This is a genomic window from Streptomyces sp. NPDC021356 (assembly GCF_040641015.1).
Classification (GTDB): Bacteria; Actinomycetota; Actinomycetes; order Streptomycetales; family Streptomycetaceae; genus Streptomyces.
Genome location: NZ_JBFACU010000001.1, coordinates 1 through 15,999 on the forward strand (window position 1 = coordinate 1; position 15,999 = coordinate 15,999).

Consider the following 15,999-nt stretch of genomic DNA (forward strand, 5'->3'; position numbering starts at 1 on the left):
CATACCGCGGTCGTCCGTTTCCCTGTGCCGGCCCGGCGGACCCGCGCCGCCGGGCGGGGGGGGTCGGACCGCGAGGACGGGGGCCCCCGGCCTTCGAAGGCCGGGGCCCCACTGCGTCCGTGCGTCCGCCGTGCGCGTCCCGCTGTCACGCCACCGGCTACCAGCGGTACCAGCGACCCCGCCGGCCGCCGCTGCCCGCGGGCCGGACCACGAAGCCCAGCAGCCACAGCACCAGCACGATCACCGCGATCCACCACAGCGCCTTCAGTGCGAATCCGGCACCGAAGAGGATCAGAGCGAGCAGAAGAACAAGAATCAAGGGAACCATCGTCATCGACCTCCTGGCCACCGGATGCCCTTGCTTCCTTGCCGCACGCCCGCGGAACGCGGGTTATTTCCCCACGGTGCGGGGCATGCGCGTGCCCGGCCGGCTCGCGCCGGGCGCGTCCGCGTGACTCCGGTGCCACCTTCCGCACCGTCAGGTGCGCGTCCCCGCCGAGCGGCCGGAGGACCACGCCGTGGGTGTCAGGCCGGTCTGCCGGCGGAAGAAGGTGGTGAAGTTGCCGGTGTCGCGAAAGCCGAGCCGGTGTGCGCAGCTGCCGACCGGCAGATCGGTATGGGCCAGCAGGCGTTTGGCTTCGAGGAGGACGCGCTGGTCGAGGAATGCCTTGGCGCCGGTTCCGGTGGCGGCGCGGGTCGCGCGGGTGAGGGTCCGGGTGTCGTAGCCGAGGGCCCGGGCGTAGTCGGCCACTTGGTGCCAGTGGGCGAAGTGTTCCTCGACGGCGGCGCGGTAGGCGCGGAAGACGCCGAGCGGCCGGCTCCCCGCCGTGTCGCGGGGGGACGGTGCGGGCGTCTCGGGGCGTACGCGCAGGACCAGTGCCGCCAGGAGGTGGGCGAGCAGTGCGGGGGATGCCAGGCGCGGTGATCGCACCGCCGCGCGGTGCTCACGGTCGAGGTGTTCGGCGGCCAGCACGGCCAGCGGAAGGGCCTGCGGCGACAGGTCCCAGCAGGCGGGCGCTGTGGCGTCCGCGGTTTCCAGGCCGGGGTCGGGCAGGAACCCCGGCTGGAAGAGGACGAGCGGGCCGTCGAGGCGGTCGACGTCGCTCCAGCGGTGCACCGCGCCTGGTCTGATCCACACGACGCTGCCCGCGCGCAGCTCATGTCGGCGGAAGTCCGCCTCGTGGCTGCCGTTGCCCGCGGTGACCAGGGCGAGGACGTGGAAGTCGGGGCGCTGCAACCGGGTGCGGCGCCGTGCGGTGTCCGTCCTGCGCAGGGCCTCGAAACTGAGGACCTCCACTCCGTGGACGGCCCCGACAGCGGGGAGGTAGCGCAGCTGCCGCACGGCAGGGTGTCCGTTTTCCACAAGAGGTCGGTCTCTTTCCAGCAAGGCGGTTCGGTCCGCCGACGTAGCGTCGTTCGCGTGACCACAGGCAGGCCGGTCGGCCCACGGGGCGTATGTCCCACGGGACAGCCCGGTCTGCCGCGACATGGAGGACAGACGCGAAGATGTCGAATACTACAAAGACCGTGGCCGTGGCGGGCGGCTCCCTGAAGGTGCGGACCGGGGGCGGTGACGGCGGGACCGCCCTGGTGTTCACGCACTACTGGGGTGGCTCGGCGGCCACGTGGGACGAGGTCGTCCGGCATCTGCCCCCCGAGCAGGCGACGGTCCGCTTCGACCAGCGCGGCTGGGGCGCTTCGCGTGAGCTGCCGGGTCCGTACCACCTCGGCCGGCTCGCCGACGACCTGCTCCGGGTGGTCGAGGAGTGCGTCGCGGGTCCCTTCGTCCTCGTCGGTCACTCGATGGGCGGGAAGGTCGCTCAACTGGTCGCGGCCCGGCGGCCCTCAAGGCTGGCCGGGCTGGTCCTGGTCGCGCCCGCTCCCCCGCTGCCGGCCGCCGCCGTGACGGAGGAGTACCGGCAGGGCCTGTCCCACGCCTACGACTCACCGGAGACGGTCGGCCAGGCCCTGGACCATGTGCTGACCGCCGTAGCCCTGCCGCGACAGACGCGGGACGATGTGGTCCGGGACAGCCTCGCCGCCTCGGGCGACGCCCGCACGCAGTGGCCGCTGCACGGGATCGCCGAGGACATCACCGCGCAGGCCCGGCGCATCGAGGCTCCGGTGGCCGTGCTGGCCGGGGAGCACGACAGGGTCGAGCCGCCCCGTGTGCTGCGCGAGTGCCTGCTGCCCTCCGTGCCGCACGCGACCATGACCGTCGTCCCCGATGTCGGGCACCTGCTGCCGCTGGAGGCCCCGGAAGCGGTCGCGGACACCCTGCTCCGCTTCCTCGCGACCGTCACCGTCCGCGCCTGAGCCGTACGCGGCGCCTTCGGCGCCGGGCGGGCGGCGCTCGTCGGCCGGCGGCCGTCCACACGGGCGGGTGCGGGGCGGCCACGGGGGCGGCCACGGCCGTGGGCTCGCCATGCGGGTGACCCGGCGGCGGGCCTCGGCGGCCGCTCTCAGCGGACCGGGTCGCCGTCGGAGGCCGTGTCGGCGTAGCCGGCCAGGCCGTCGGCCATCCGCCGCATGAAGCGGGTCAGGTACCACTGCCACAGCCGCCCCGAGCCGGGCAGCTTCGGTTCGAACGCGGCGGCCCAGGTGATGTCGGTTCCGCCGTGCGGCGCGTCGGTGAGGTCGACGGTCCCCCGGTAGGAGCGGAACGGGCCGCTCGTGTTCTCGTAGACGAAGCGCCGGTCGGTGACCAGTTCGACGATGCGTTCGTGCGAGAGGGCCCGGCCGGTCCGGAAGATCCGTGTGTCACCGACGTCCTGGCGCTGCGCGGGGTCGCCGCCGCCCTCGATCTCGGCGGAGTCGATCGGCGACCACGCGGGCCAGGTCGCCGCGCGGACGAGGGCGGAGTAGACGGTCTCGGGCCTGGCCTGCGAGCGTGCGGTGACGCGGAAGTGATACGGCATTCCGTCACGCTAGAGCGGGCGCGGCGGTTCGGGGATGCGCGGGATTGCCGTTCCGTCCACGCGATCTTGCGGTGCGCGGAGAGTGCGTGGGGTTCGGTGTGCTCGACCGTACGCCGGGCAGCGCCCGGAGCGGGCTGCGCGCTCCGCTCCGGCTCGGTGCGGCCAATGCCCCGGCGGGCCTGGCCACCCTCCGCCCGACCTCGTCCGGCGCCGTGCGCCGGACGAGGTCGACGAGCGACCGGGCTTCTCATGAACCGCCGGGCGCGGCCCTCGGGTCCGGCCGAACGTCATGGCTCCGCCGCGTCCTGTTCCGTGCCGCGTCTCGGACCGTCGTCCCGGTGTGAGCGCCAGTCCCTCACCCCTGGGGGACCTGAGTCAGTCCCTTGCCCCGAGGTGAACCTGAGTCAGTCCCTCACCCCGGGGTGAAACGGATCGGCGTTCCGGTCGGCGCCTGGGCGGCGGACGCCAGGCCGCGGTCCGTGACGACTCCGATGACGGGGTAGCCGCCCGTCGTCGGATGGTCGTTCAGGAAGACGACCGGGCGGCCGTCGGGCGGAACCTGCACCGCACCGAGCACCATGCCCTCGCTGGGCAGTTCGCCGCCTCTCGCCCGTTCGAGCGCAGGCCCCTCGGTGCGCAGGCCGACACGGTTGCTGTGCGGGGAGACGCGGTACGTCGCCGAGAAGAGGGTGCGCCGTGCCGCGGCGGTGAACCAGTCGTCGCGGGGACCCGGCCGCAGCGGCAGGACCAGTTCCGCGGGGGGCGCGGGCCAGGGGGCGGTACCGGACGGCGCCGTCCGTCCGGCCGGGGCGCCGAGGGGGAGGACGTCTCCGGCGCGCAGGGGCGCCGGGCCGAGCCCTGAGAGCAGGTCCGTCGAGCGGCTGCCGAGGACCGGCTCCACGGCGATGCCGCCGGCGACGGCCACGTACGAGCGCACGCCCGCCGTGACGGTGCCCGCGTCGAGGACCGCGCCCGCGGGCACGTGCACCGGTGTGCCCCAGGCGGCGGGCCGGCCGTCGACCGTCACCGGGCAGGGGGCGCCGCCGACCACGACGGTGACATGGTGGTCGGGGCGCAGGGCGCAGCCGGTCACCGTGGTCTCCAGGACGGCGGCGTCGGGGTCGTTGCCGAGCAGCCGGTTGGCGAGTGCCATGGCGGGCGCGTCCAGTGCGCCGGAGCGCGGGACTCCCAGGTGGGCGTGGCCGCGCCGGCCGGAGTCCTGCACTGTGGTGAGGGCTCCGGGGCGTACGACGGTGATCTCGGTGCTCATGCCGCCTCGTCCTCGGTGGCACAGTCCTCGGTGACGCAGTCGTCTGTGACGCGGTCCTCGGTGACGAACCGCACCCGGGTGCCCGGGGTGAGGAGCGCCGGTTCGTCCCGTGCGAGGTCCCACAGCCGGGCGGGGTCCGGCATGGTGCCGATCAGCTGCCAGCCGCCGGGCGTGGCCCTCGGGTACACCGCGGTGTAGGGGCCGGCGAGTCCGACGGCGCCGGCCGGGACCCGGGTGCGGGGCGTGTCGCGGCGCGGCACGTGCAGGGCGGCGGGCAGTCCGGTGAGGTAGCCGAAGCCGGGGGCGAATCCGCAGAAGGCGACGCGGTAGGTGCAGGAGGAGTGCCGGGCGGCGACCTCGTGGGCGCCGATCCCCCACAGCGCGGCAACGTCGGCGAGGTCGGGCCCGTCGTAGCGCACGGGGATCTCCACCACGCCCCCGTCGTCCGCGGCCCGCGCGGGCACGTCCCAGTGGGCCAGGCGGCGGGCCAGCGCCCGCGGGTCCGGTACGCCGTCCAGGAGCACGGTCCGCGCTCCCGGCACGATCTCCTCGACGGGCAGCAGGGTTCCGGCCGCGCGCCGGCGCAGGAGTTCGGCGTGGAAGGCGGCGGTCCGTTCGGAGTCGGGCAGGTCGACGAGGAGCGCGTGGGGCCCGGCGGTCCGCACGGTCAGGGGCTGCTCGCCGGTCATGCGAAGGACCCGACCTCGACGCCGGCGGCCTCCAGAGCGGCGCGGACCCGGGCCGCGATGAGGGCGGCGCCCGGGGTGTCGCCGTGCACGCACAGGGACCGTGCGGCGACCGTGACGGTCGTGCCGTCCACGGCCTGGACCGCGCCGTCCACCGCGAAGGCCAGGGCGCGTCGCACCACCGCGTCCTCGTCGGTGATGACGGAATTCGCCAGACGACGCGGCACGAGCGTGCCCTCGGGGGTGTAGGCGCGGTCGGCGAAGGCCTCGGGCACGGCGGTGAGCCCGGCCGCCTCGGCGGCGGCGAGCAGGTGTGATCCGGGCAGGCCGAGCACGGGCAGGCCGCCGCCCGCGAGGCTCACTCCGGCCACGACGGCGGCGGCCTGGTCGGCGTCGTGGACGGTACGGTTGTAGAGCGCGCCGTGCGGTTTGACGTACGCCACGTCGGTTCCGGCTGCCTGGGCGAAGACGCGCAGTGCCCCGATCTGGTAGGCCGTCTCGGCCGCCAGTTCCTCGCCGGGCACGTCCATGGCACGCCGTCCGAAGCCGGCCAGGTCACGGTAGGACACCTGGGCCCCGATCCGTACTCCGCGCTCGGCGGCGAGGTCGCAGACGCGGCGCATCACCGAGGGGTCGCCGGCGTGGAAGCCGCAGGCGACGTTGGCGCTGGTGACGACCGACAGGAGGGCGTCGTCGTCGGTGAGGGTCCAGCGTCCGAAGCCTTCACCGAGGTCCGCGTTGAGATCGATCACACCTTGAAAGTAGACGATTGTTGAACGATCCGACAAGGGGGTGCCGTGGCTGCCGCATGACGGCGACGTGAATCTGCCCCTTGTTCGATCGTTCAACGATCGCCTAGGGTCCGTGCATCCCCATGGGTTCCGGCAGCCCCGGATCCGCGTGGCGCCCTGTCCCCCATGCCTGAAGAAGGCCGCGCATGATCGTTCTCCTCGGTGTGGTCGTGGTGATCCTCGGATTCGTCACGCGCCGCAACCCCGTCCTCGTCGTGGGCGTCGCCGGGATCGTCACCGGACTGCTCGGCAGGATGAACCCGCTGGAGGTCCTCGCGGCCTTCGGCCGGTCCTTCGCCGACAGCCGCTCGGTCACCGTCTTCGCCATCGTGCTCCCCGTGATCGGCCTCCTGGAGCGCTACGGCCTGCGTGAACAGGCCCGCAACCTCATCGGCCGGCTCGGCAGTCTCAGCGCCGGCCGCTTCCTCACCGTCTACCTGCTGGTCCGGCAGGTCACGGCGGCCTTCGGCCTCAACAGCATCGGCGGTCCCGCGCAGACCGTACGGCCGCTCGTCGCGCCCATGGCGGAGGCCGCGGCCGAACGCACGACGGGCGCGGCGCTGCCGGAGCGCCTGCGCGAGAAGGTTCGCTCCTACGCCGCCTCGGCCGACACCGTCGGTGTCTTCTTCGGCGAGGACTGCTTCATCGCGATCGGCTCGATCCTGCTGATCACCGGTTTCGTGAACTCGACGTACCACCAGGAACTCGAACCGACCCAGCTGGCGCTGTGGGCGATACCGCTCGCCGTCTGCGCCTTCCTCATCCACGGGGCCCGCCTGCTGCTCCTGGACCGGCAGCTGGAACGCGAGATGGCACTCGCCGCCGCGGAACACGACCTGCCGCTGCCGAAGGGAACCGCCAAGTGATCAAGGTCGAATGGCTCTACTGGCTGGTGGGCCTCGTCTTCGTCGTCATGGCCGTGCAGATGGCGGCCGACCGCAGCAACCCGAAGCGGTGGACGTCCGCGGCGTTCTGGGGCCTGCTCGGACTCACCTTCCCCTACGGGACCGGGGTGGCGAACGCCGAGTCGGGCGACGGCGGCTGGACCCTGCCCGCCGAACCGCTCGGGGTGGCGGTCCTCGTCCTGATCGTGCTCGCCGGGTTCAACTTCCTCGGCAAGGGCGTGCCGGTGACCACCACCGCCGAGCAGCGCGAGGCCTCCGCCTCCCGGCTCGGCAGCAGGATCTTCATCCCCGCCCTGACGATCCCGGTGGTCGCGATCGTCTGCGCCTCCGTGCTCGACGACTCCGGCCTGTTCGAGAAGGGCAAGGCCACGCTGCTCGGCCTCGGCGTCGGATGCGTCGTCGCCCTCGTCGTCGGCATGCTGGTCACCGGCGAGAAGAAGCTCTCCGTGCCGCTGCACTCCGGCCGCTCCATGCTGGAGGCGATGGGTTCCGCGCTGCTGCTGCCCCAGCTCCTCGCCGTGCTCGGGTCGATCTTCGCGCTGGCCGGCGTCGGCACCCAGGTCGGCAAGATCGTGAACGACGTGCTGCCGGACAACTCGAAGTACCTCGCCGTGATCGCCTACTGCCTGGGCATGTTCCTGTTCACCGTGATCATGGGCAACGCGTTCGCCGCTTTCCCGGTCATGACGGCGGCGATCGGCTGGCCCATCCTCATCGAGCAGATGCACGGCAACGAGGCCGCCGTCCTCGCGATCGGCATGCTGGCCGGTTTCGCCGGCACGCTCTGCACGCCGATGGCCGCCAACTTCAACATCGTCCCGGCCACCCTGCTCGAACTGAAGGACCAGTACGGGCCGATCAAGGCGCAGATCCCGACGGCGCTGCCGCTCCTGGTCTGCTGCACCGTGATCATGGCGGTCTTCGCCTTCTGAGCCACCCGGCCCGCGCCGCCCGCCCCGGCCCGCCCCACCGTCGTTCCCGTGAAGGAAGTCCCATGACCCGTGTGCTCGTCACCGGCTTCGCCCCCTTCGGCGGCGAGAGCGTGAACCCGTCCTGGCAGGCGGCCCGCCTCCTGGCCGCCGAACCGCCCGCCGGACTCACGGTCACCGCCGCCGAACTGCCCTGCGTCTTCGCCACCTCGCTGGACGCGCTGCGGGACGCCGTCCGCGCGGCGGCCCCCGAGCTGGTCCTCTGCCTGGGCCAGGCGGGCGGGCGGCCCGCCGTCACCGTCGAACGCGTCGCCATCAACATCGACGACGCACGCATCCCCGACAACGCCGGAGCCCAGCCCGTCGACGAACCGGTCGTCCCCGGCGGCCCCGCCGCCTACTTCTCCTCCCTCCCCGTCAAGGCCTGCGTCGCCGCCGTGCGCGGGGCCGGGGTCCCGGCCGCCGTCTCCCACACCGCGGGCACGTTCGTCTGCAACCACGTCGCGTACGGCCTCGGCCACCTCATCGCCACCGAGTTCCCGCACGTCCGCGGCGGTTTCGTACATGTCCCCTGGGCGCCCGAGCAGGTCACCGACGGCACCGCCCCGGCCCTGGAGCCCGCCACCGTGGCCCGCGGGCTGCGCGCCCTGCTGGTCGCCGCCGCCGGCACGCCCACGGAGCAGGACCTGAAGATCACCGAGGGGGCCACCCACTGATGCCGCTCACCTCCTACGCGACGCCCTTCGCCCGGCTCGCCCTCGCCAACATCACCCGCGAGTACCCCAACTTCCCCGCCCACCTGGTCACCTCCGCCGCCGAGGACACGCGGCCGAACAGCCTCCATCCGGCCTTCTACGGCGCCTACGACTGGCACTCCTCGGTCCACATGCACTGGCTGCTCGTGCGCGTGCTGCGCCGACACGGCGGCACACCCGCGCTCGCCGAGACCGCGCCCTACGTGAACGTGCTCGACCGGCACCTCACCGCGCGGAACATCGCCGCCGAAGCCGCCTACCTCCTGGACCGGCCCTCCTTCGAGCGGCCGTACGGCTGGGCCTGGCTGGTGGCGCTGGCCGCCGAGTGCCGGGCGTACTCGGGGGCGGCGGGCGCGCGCTGGGCCGAGGCCCTGGCACCGGGCGTCGCCGCCGTCGAGCGGCTGCTCGCCGACTGGCTCCCGAAGGCCACCTATCCCGTGCGCCACGGCAACCATCCCAACAGCGCCTTCGCGCTCGGTCTGCTCCTGGACTCCGGGGAACTGTCCGCCCCGACCGCCGACGCCGTACGGGAACGTCTGCTGGCCTGGTTCGCCGACGACCACGACGCTCCCGCCCACTGGGAGCCGTCGGGCCAGGACTTCCTGTCGCCCGCGCTGACCGAGGCCGACGCGATGCGCCGGGTGCTCGCCCCGGAGGCGTTCGCCTCCTGGCTCGACCGGTTCCTGCCCGCCCTGCGCTCGGGCGCGTCCTGCCCGTCGCTGGACGTGCCGGTGGTCTCCGACCACGCCGATCCGCAGATCGGCCACCTGCTCGGCCTGGCCCTCAGCAGGGCCGCCGCGCTGCGTTCGATCGCCGGGGCGCTGCCGGACGGTCCGGTCCGCACCCGCCTGGCCGAGGCGGCAAGGGCGCACCTCGCGGCAGGCCTGCCCGCGGTGGAGCGCGGCGACTTCACCACCGACCACTGGCTGGCCACCTTCGCCGTGCTGGCGCTCGACGGGGACCACCCCGGCGAGGCCTGACACCGGGCCGGGCTATCCTGGCGGCCGTACCTGGACACGGGGTGCCCCTGCGCGGGGCTGAGATCACACCCGTCGAACCTGAACCAGTTAGGACTGGCGGAGGGATGTCACATGTCATTGCCGCATGCCCGCACCGAGCCGGCCGCCGCCGGCCCGCGGCACGTCTTCGACGGACGGATGCCGACGGCCCCCGGTGATCTGCGGATGGAGGCACGCGGGATCACGCCGGTGCCCGAGGACACCCGCTACGGCGGCCCGGGGCGGCTGTTCACCGTCTGGTTCGCCCCCAACCTGACCATGACCGGCGTGTTCAGCGGCACCGTGGGTGCCACGCTCGGGCTCGACTTCACCACCGCCCTGGCCGCCGTCGTGCTCGGCACCGTGCTGGGCGCGGTGCCCACCGCCTACCTGGGCACCTGGGGAAGCCGGACCGGGGCGGCGCAGATGCCCCTGGCCCGGCTGGCGTTCGGCCGGGCCGTCACCGTGCCGGGCGTGTTGCAGTGGCTGTCGTCGATCGCCTGGGACGCGCTGATCGGCCTGTTCGGCGGGGAGGCGCTGGCCCAGTTGTGCGGCTGGCCGTTCTGGGCGGGCGTCCTGGTGATGATGGCGGGCCAGGGCGCGCTGGGTGTGCTCGGCTACGAGGTGATCCACCGGCTGCAGACGGTGATGACCTTCGCGCTCGCCGCGGCCTTCGCCGTCCTCGCCGCCAAGCTCGTCCACGGCGCCCACCCGGCCGCGACCGCCACCGTGCACGGCGCCGACCGGGCCGGGGCGTTCGCCCTGACCTGCACCGTCGCGCTGAGCCTCGCCCTGTCCTGGGCCCCCTACGCCAGTGACTTCAGCCGCTACCTGCCCCGCACGGCATCGCGTCCGCGCATGTTCTGGTGCACGCTGCTCGGCATCGGCCTGTCCTTCGTGGCGGTGCAGGCGCTCGGCCTGTGGGGCGCCGCCGAGTTCACCGACCAGACCGCCCACGGCGTCGACACGCTGCTCGGCGGGGGCGCGCTCGGCGCGTTCGGGCTCCTGGCGATCGCGCTCTCGGCCCTGTGCAGCAACGCCATGAACGACTACAGCGGGTCGCTGGCCCTGCAGACCATGGGCGTACGCCTGCCCCGGCCGCCGGCCGCCGCCCTCGCCGCGGTCCTCGGGTTCCCGCTGGTGCTGTGGATGCACGCGGCCGACACCACCGCGCGCTTCCAGAACGTGCTGCTGTTCGTCGGGTACTGGATCCCGGCCTTCGTCGCCATCGTGATCGTCGACTGGGCCGCCCGGGCCCGCGCCCGCGGCGGGCGCCCCGTCGAGCTGTCACAGGAGACGGACCGCCCGCAGTCCTGGTGGCCGGCGCTCACCGCGTTCGTCGTCGCCTTCGCCGTGTCCGTGCCGTTCATGAACACCGGCCTGTACACGGGCCCGGCCGCCCGGGCCCTGCACGGCGCCGATCTCGCCTATCCGGTGGCGTTCGCGGCGGCCCTGCTCGTGTACGCGCCGTTGCGCGCACTGCGGCGGCCGCGTACGGCGGACGGGGCGGCCGGCGACGGGGTCCGAGGGTAGGAGCAGCCGTACCACCACCGCGGGCGGCGCTCCGGCGGGGGCGCCGGAGATGGGCACCATGACCACGACACCGGGGACGGGGCTGGGCACGGCGTCATGACCGCCGCGCCGGGCAGCGCGGAGGGGACCCGCCTGCGGCCGGCCGCGGTCGCCGGTCCGCCGCAGGCCGCGGCCGGCGCCGGCCCGAACTGAACGAAGTGCGCGGTACCCCGTTCGGCCCCACACTGGGTAGTGCCTCGCCGCGTGCGGCTCGCGGGGCCGGGTGAAGAGAGTCCGCCGGTGCTCCCCTCGGGAGGCTCCATGGTTGTGGTGGCACTGTGCACGCCGATCGCGATGATGCTGCTCCTGCTGGGGATGGACGCCTTCGAGGAACTCCTGTCCCGGTGGGCGAGCGAGCCGGACGACGAGACGTCGGAACCGGAACCCCCGACGACACCGTGACGCGCCGGGACGGGCCGGTGGTCATCGCGCGACCCGTGAGTCCCTCGGTGTCCCGAGCGCCCGTCGACACAGCGGAACGTCGCTCCGTAGGTGGATCGGAGCGACGTTCCGTTGTCCGGCGGTTGTTCGGCGGTTTTTCGCCCGGCCGGACGCGGACGAACGCTTCATACCGCCTTGCCCATCGCCGGACGTGCCCGAGAGCACCGGTGGCCGAGGCCGTCGAAGGGACGTGCCCACCCCCGAGTGGAACGGCCCGCGCGGTCCCCACCCCGGCCCCGCCCGCTCCGGTCCTGTCCGCCGGCCCGGTGGCGCTGCCGCGCCCGGCCGGGACGGCCTTCGGTCAGTCCTGCTCGGCGGCGGTGGTGTCCTCGGGGGCGAGGAGGATGGCGATGCGGGCCGCGTGGGCGACGGCGTCGCTGACACGGGGGCTGACGAAGGCTTCGAGCGGGCCGCGGTGATGGTGTCCGAGGACCAGGAGGTCGGCCCCGAACTCCTCGGCGGCGGCGGAGATGGCCGTGGCGATCTGGGTGGTCAGACCGGCCGCCACGGCGCCCTCGGCGTCGACGCCCGAGTCCCGCAGCGCGGTGACGGCCTCGTCGAGGACGGCCTTGGCCTCCGCTTCGTTCTCCAGGGGGACCACGGCGGCGAGGGTGGCCGAGGTGGGGGCGACGTGCAGCACCCTGACCTTGGCGCCGTTCAGCCGGGCGACGTCACCGGCGAGGCGGACGACGGAGTGACGGGCGGGGCTCGGGTCGACGGCGACGAGAACGCGGTGGAACATGAGGTGCTCTTCCTTGTCTGTGGGTGTTGCCCAGGTGGTGCCGGAGTACCTGACCCGCGGACACCGCGCGATGTGATCAAGCAACGGCGTGAACAACCGGAGGGGGCGGATCTGTTCCGCGAGGCGTGCCGCCGCCGGTCTTGCCTTGAAGTGGGCTCCAACTCGTAGGGTCGCGCCATCCAGGAACCGACACCCGAGGAGAGCCCCATGCACCACCGCGTTCTGGGCGGTACCGGCATCGAGGTCAGTCCCTACTGCCTGGGCACCATGATGTTCGGGTTCATCGGCAACGCCGACCACGAGGAGTGCGCCCGGATCATCCACGCCGCGCTGGACGAGGGGATCAACTTCGTCGACACCGCCGACATGTACTCGGCCGGGGAGTCGGAGACGATCGTCGGCAAGGCGCTCAAGGGCCGGCGCGACGACGTGGTGCTCGCCACCAAGGTGCACTTCCCCATGGGTGACGGCCCCAACAGCGGTGGGAACTCACGGCGTTGGATCGTCCGCGAGGTGGAGGACAGTCTGCGCCGGCTGGACACGGACTGGATCGACCTGTACCAGGTGCACCGGCCCGACCACAGGACCGACATCGAGGAGACGCTCTCCGCCCTCACCGACCTCGTGCGCCAGGGCAAGATACGGGCGTTCGGCTGTTCCACGTTCCCCGCGGACCAGATCGTCGACGCCCACCACGTGGCCGGCCGCCGCGGACTCCAGCGGTTTTGGACCGAACAACCGCCCTACTCCCTGCTGGCCCGGGGCGTCGAGCGGCACGTGCTGCCGGTGGCCGAACGCCTCGGCATGGGGGTGCTGACGTGGAGCCCGCTCGCCTCCGGCTTCCTGACCGGCCGTTACCGCAAGGACCGGGACCTCGATCTGAGCAGCGGTCGCCCCGCGCTGCACCCGGACCGCTTCGACCCGTCGGTGCCGACCACCGCCGCGAAACTGGATGCGGTCGAACAGCTCGTGGCCGTGGCCGACGAAGTGGGCTGTTCGCTGCCCGAGCTGGCCGTCGCGTTCCCGCTCGCGCATCCGGCGGTCACCTCGGTGATCATCGGCCCGCGCACGATGGACCAGCTGCACGCCACGCTCAAGGGCCGGTCCGTGGTGCTTGAGGACGCGGTGCTCGACCGGATCGACCAGATCGTGCCGCCCGGGACCGACGTGTACCACCCGGACGGCGTCTGGACCCCGCCGTCCCTCACGGACCCGGCGCTCCGGCGCCGCCCGGCCGGTTCCCGCTCCGCCGCCTGAGGCTTCTGGGCAGGCGTCCTCAGGAGGGCGGCGTGGGACGGACGGCGAGAACGGCGATGTCGTCCTCGCTGTCGGCGCCCAGCCTGATGAGGAGTTCGTCGCAGAACACGTCGAGGGGTTCGCGGGCCAGCGCCGCGGCGTGCCGGCTCAACCGGTCCAGGGCGTGGTCCAGGGGCTCGCCGCGGCGTTCGACGAGGCCGTCGGTGTACAGCAGCACCGTCGCGTGGGGCGGGATCGCGTCCGAGGCCCCGGCACGGGGCAGGCCGGGGTCCACGCCGAGCAGCAGGCCCGCGCCGCCCTCCAGGAACCGGGTGGGACCGTCCGGCACGGTCAGCAGCGGGGGCAGGTGGCCGGCCGAGGAGTGCACCAGCTCCCAGGGGCCGTGTCCGGAGCCCTTGATCAGGCCGTAGACGCAGGTGGCGGTGGCCTCCCGGTCGAAACTGTGGTTCGCGGTGTCCAGGCGGCGCAGGACCGTCGCGGGAGGTTCCTCGCGGTCCACGGCGATCCCGCGCAGCATGCTGCGCAACTGGCTCATGGTGATGGCCGCGTCGAGGTTGTGCCCGGCGACGTCCCCGATGACCACGGCCGTGTCCCCGCCGGGCAGGACGAAGCTGTCGTACCAGTCGCCGCCGACCTGCGCGGTGGTGGAGGAGGCCGCGTAGCGGGCGGCCAGCTGCAGATGGGCGACCTGCGGCAGTACGGGCAGCAGCGAGCGCTGCAGGCGCTCGGCGATGTTCCGTGTCTCCTGGTGGAGACGGGCGTTGTCGACCCCGAGGGCCAGCGTGCGGACGAGGTCGTCGACCAGGGGCAGGTCCGCTTCCGTGAACGGCCGCTCCCAGCCGCTGCGGGCCACGGTGAGGGCGCCGATGACGTCCCGTCGGGCCCTCAGCGGGGCGACCACGGCACTGTTCGCGCCCAGTGCGCGGAACATCCGCAGGTAGTGCGCGTCCAGGGGGCTCGTGACCTGGTTCGACGGCGGGGGTTTCGTCAGCAGCAGCGGCCCCGCGCCGCGCAGGGCACGGGCGAGCGGCCCCCGGGCGGTGGCGGAGACCGGCGGGAGCGGGCCTTCGTGGTCCTCGGACGAGGATCCGCGCGGGGCCCGCTGGACGACACAGACCCGTTCCACCTCCGCGTTCTCGGTGAACAGGTCCACCGCGCACCAGTCGGCCAGCCGCTCGGTGAGGATGCCGCCCACCCGGTGCAGGCCCTCGTCCAGATCGGTGGCGCTGCTCAGCGCGGCCCCGGTGTCGGCCACCAGGGCCAGCCGTTCCAGCGCCGGGGCGCCCGCCGGGCCGCGGACCGTGACCCGGGCGGCCGAAGCCGGCGGTCCGTCCGGTTCGGAGAGCACCGGCACGGACCGGGGACGGCCCGGCGGGCGGCCCGACTCCAGGGGCGCGGCGGCCCTGGGGGTGAGCTGGGCGACGAAGACGGTACGGCCGTCGGCCGTCTCCTGGGTCTGGATGAGCAGCCGGATGGGGACCAGCCGGCCGTCGCGGTGCAGGGCGGGCAGCGGCACGGAGCGGCCCAGGATCCGCGGCTGCCCGGTGAGCAGCAGCGACGTGAACGACCCGGTGTGCCGGCTGCGCAGGTGCTCGGGCATGAGCATGGTCAAGGGCCGGCCGACGAGGTCGTCCGGATGCCGCCCGAACAGGTCCGCCGCGGCCGCGTTCGCGGCGATGATCAGGTTCCTCTCGTCCGCGGCGATGGTCGGCTCCCGCGCGGCGCGGACCTGGCCGGGGTCCCACGGCACCAGCTCCGAGAGGCCGGCGCCCGGCTCCCGGGGCACCACGGTCCACGCCACGGGAGTCCCGCCGTCGAGCTGGCCGGCGATCTGGTCGAACAGCCACTGGTGGAAGACGCGGCCGCGCGGCAGCGCCGGCAGGGTCAGCAGGCGTTCGTCGCGGGCCGCCTCCTCGGCCAGGCCGAGCACCTCCCACAGGATCCGCACCGCCGGCCCGGCGTCCGGGGGCATGCCCAGGAGCAGGGAGCGGACGCCGGCCTCCGCCGGCTGCTCGCGCAGCGCGGCCGTCACCCGGGCGCTGATCACGTTGCTCATGTCCTGGGCGACGGCGAGGTCGTGCGCCGGCACACCGAGGTCGGTTCCGGCGGCCATGGCCAGTACTGCCTCGCGCAGCAACGTGTGCCGGTGCTGCTGGGAGGCCGAGTAGAGCGCCTCGGGCACGTCGATCAGAGTCACGGTGGTTCCGGCGCGGGAGGCCGGCACGGTGACGTCCCAGCCGGCCGGATGTGGCGGGGCGCCGCCGGGGTCCAGCTCGAACCAGACGGTCTTGCGCGCTTCGCCGGTGTCTACGCCGTGCCGGGAGGCCAGCAGCGCGACCAGGGCCAGGCCCTGCCCCGTACCGGCGTACGAGGCGCACTCGTACGGCACCAGGGCGCGGTCGGGCCGGTGGTCGCCGACCACCACCCGCACGGTGCCGTCCTCGGCGGCGGCCGTCACCTCGACCTCCGTGCGGGCGTACAGCACCGCGTTGGTCACCAGTTCACTGACCAGGAGTTGAGCGGTCTCCACCACGTCCGGGGCGGCATGACCGAGAACGGCTCGCACGAACCGCCGGGCCCGCGCCACGCTCTCCGGTCCCGGGGGGAACCGCCGGGAGGACGCCCCCCGGGCATTGAGGTCGCCCATGCAGCCAGTGTGCCTCACCGGGTGGCCGCCCCGGCGGCTGCGGCCCTCTCCCGCCCGCCGGACGGGTGAGCGGGGGGGGCCTCACCCG

At 73.8% G+C, this 15,999-nt stretch carries 16 protein-coding genes and 1 riboswitch; of the genes, 8 read left to right on the top strand and 8 right to left on the bottom strand.

What is annotated here, in order from left to right:
- Positions 1 to 157 precede the first annotated feature (157 nt).
- Together AB0G56_RS00005 and AB0G56_RS00010 are read right to left on the bottom strand one after the other, a co-directional pair.
- Positions 158 to 328 (bottom strand): hydrophobic protein, encoded by a 171-nt coding sequence (locus tag AB0G56_RS00005; protein WP_360962188.1) that lies wholly within the window; start codon positions 326 to 328, stop codon positions 158 to 160.
- A 150-nt stretch (positions 329 to 478) separates the two neighbouring features.
- Positions 479 to 1,363: an AraC family transcriptional regulator gene (locus tag AB0G56_RS00010; RefSeq protein ID WP_360961061.1), complete on the bottom strand. Its 885-nt coding sequence runs from the start codon at positions 1,361 to 1,363 to the stop codon at positions 479 to 481.
- Between the two features lie 143 nt (positions 1,364 to 1,506).
- Here AB0G56_RS00010 and AB0G56_RS00015 point away from each other — a divergent pair, with 143 nt between their 5' ends.
- Entirely contained in the window at positions 1,507 to 2,316 is an 810-nt protein-coding gene (locus tag AB0G56_RS00015; protein ID WP_360961064.1) for an alpha/beta hydrolase, read from the top strand.
- 146 nt (positions 2,317 to 2,462) lie between these two features.
- Here the strand turns inward: AB0G56_RS00015 and AB0G56_RS00020 are convergent, their stop codons facing one another.
- The 4 genes from AB0G56_RS00020 to AB0G56_RS00035 form a co-directional block, all read right to left on the bottom strand.
- Positions 2,463 to 2,918, bottom strand: coding sequence for an SRPBCC family protein (locus AB0G56_RS00020; protein WP_360961067.1), 456 nt, complete (start codon positions 2,916 to 2,918; stop codon positions 2,463 to 2,465).
- A gap of 412 nt (positions 2,919 to 3,330) precedes the next feature.
- Positions 3,331 to 4,188, bottom strand: coding sequence for a biotin-dependent carboxyltransferase family protein (locus AB0G56_RS00025; RefSeq protein WP_360961070.1), 858 nt, complete (start codon positions 4,186 to 4,188; stop codon positions 3,331 to 3,333).
- Positions 4,185 to 4,877, bottom strand: a complete 693-nt coding sequence (locus tag AB0G56_RS00030; RefSeq protein ID WP_360961073.1) for an allophanate hydrolase subunit 1 — start codon at positions 4,875 to 4,877, stop codon at positions 4,185 to 4,187. The genes AB0G56_RS00025 and AB0G56_RS00030 overlap by 4 nt, the downstream gene beginning before the upstream one ends.
- Complete coding sequence (locus AB0G56_RS00035; RefSeq protein WP_360961076.1) at positions 4,874 to 5,626, bottom strand: 5-oxoprolinase subunit PxpA; 753 nt, start codon at positions 5,624 to 5,626, stop codon at positions 4,874 to 4,876. The genes AB0G56_RS00030 and AB0G56_RS00035 overlap by 4 nt, the downstream gene beginning before the upstream one ends.
- 185 nt (positions 5,627 to 5,811) lie before the next feature.
- Here AB0G56_RS00035 and AB0G56_RS00040 point away from each other — a divergent pair, with 185 nt between their 5' ends.
- The 6 genes from AB0G56_RS00040 (at position 5,812) to AB0G56_RS00065 (ending at position 11,226) form a co-directional block, all read left to right on the top strand.
- The gene (locus AB0G56_RS00040) at positions 5,812 to 6,531 is read left to right on the top strand and encodes a DUF969 domain-containing protein (protein WP_037854922.1); all 720 of its coding nucleotides are present in this window, start codon (positions 5,812 to 5,814) and stop codon (positions 6,529 to 6,531) included.
- Positions 6,528 to 7,502: a DUF979 domain-containing protein gene (locus AB0G56_RS00045; protein WP_360961079.1), complete on the top strand. Its 975-nt coding sequence runs from the start codon at positions 6,528 to 6,530 to the stop codon at positions 7,500 to 7,502. The genes AB0G56_RS00040 and AB0G56_RS00045 overlap by 4 nt, the downstream gene beginning before the upstream one ends.
- A 62-nt stretch (positions 7,503 to 7,564) precedes the next feature.
- Positions 7,565 to 8,215: a pyroglutamyl-peptidase I gene (gene pcp, locus AB0G56_RS00050; protein WP_360961082.1), complete on the top strand. Its 651-nt coding sequence runs from the start codon at positions 7,565 to 7,567 to the stop codon at positions 8,213 to 8,215.
- Positions 8,215 to 9,234 carry a DUF2891 domain-containing protein gene (locus tag AB0G56_RS00055; RefSeq protein WP_360961085.1) on the top strand — a complete coding sequence of 340 codons (1,020 nt, stop codon included), beginning with the start codon at positions 8,215 to 8,217 and terminating at the stop codon, positions 9,232 to 9,234. The genes pcp and AB0G56_RS00055 overlap by 1 nt, the downstream gene beginning before the upstream one ends.
- 27 nt (positions 9,235 to 9,261) lie before the next feature.
- Positions 9,262 to 9,356: riboswitch (TPP riboswitch) on the top strand.
- On the top strand, positions 9,346 to 10,785 hold the full coding sequence (locus AB0G56_RS00060; protein ID WP_360961088.1) for a cytosine permease: 1,440 nt from the start codon (positions 9,346 to 9,348) through the stop codon (positions 10,783 to 10,785). (Overlaps the previous riboswitch by 11 nt.)
- Positions 10,786 to 11,085: 300 nt before the next feature.
- On the top strand, positions 11,086 to 11,226 hold the full coding sequence (locus AB0G56_RS00065) for a hypothetical protein (protein WP_360961091.1): 141 nt from the start codon (positions 11,086 to 11,088) through the stop codon (positions 11,224 to 11,226).
- 340 nt (positions 11,227 to 11,566) lie between these two features.
- Here the strand turns inward: AB0G56_RS00065 and AB0G56_RS00070 are convergent, their stop codons facing one another.
- Complete coding sequence (locus AB0G56_RS00070; RefSeq protein WP_360961094.1) at positions 11,567 to 12,007, bottom strand: universal stress protein; 441 nt, start codon at positions 12,005 to 12,007, stop codon at positions 11,567 to 11,569.
- Between the two features lie 207 nt (positions 12,008 to 12,214).
- On the opposite strand from AB0G56_RS00070, the gene AB0G56_RS00075 reads away from it, so the two are divergent.
- A complete protein-coding gene (locus AB0G56_RS00075) occupies positions 12,215 to 13,264 on the top strand; it encodes an aldo/keto reductase (RefSeq protein ID WP_360961097.1) in 1,050 nt (349 codons plus the stop codon).
- Between the two features lie 19 nt (positions 13,265 to 13,283).
- On the opposite strand, the gene AB0G56_RS00080 is transcribed toward AB0G56_RS00075, so the two are convergent.
- Positions 13,284 to 15,911 carry a SpoIIE family protein phosphatase gene (locus tag AB0G56_RS00080; RefSeq protein WP_360961100.1) on the bottom strand — a complete coding sequence of 876 codons (2,628 nt, stop codon included), beginning with the start codon at positions 15,909 to 15,911 and terminating at the stop codon, positions 13,284 to 13,286.
- Positions 15,912 to 15,999: the final 88 nt, after the last annotated feature.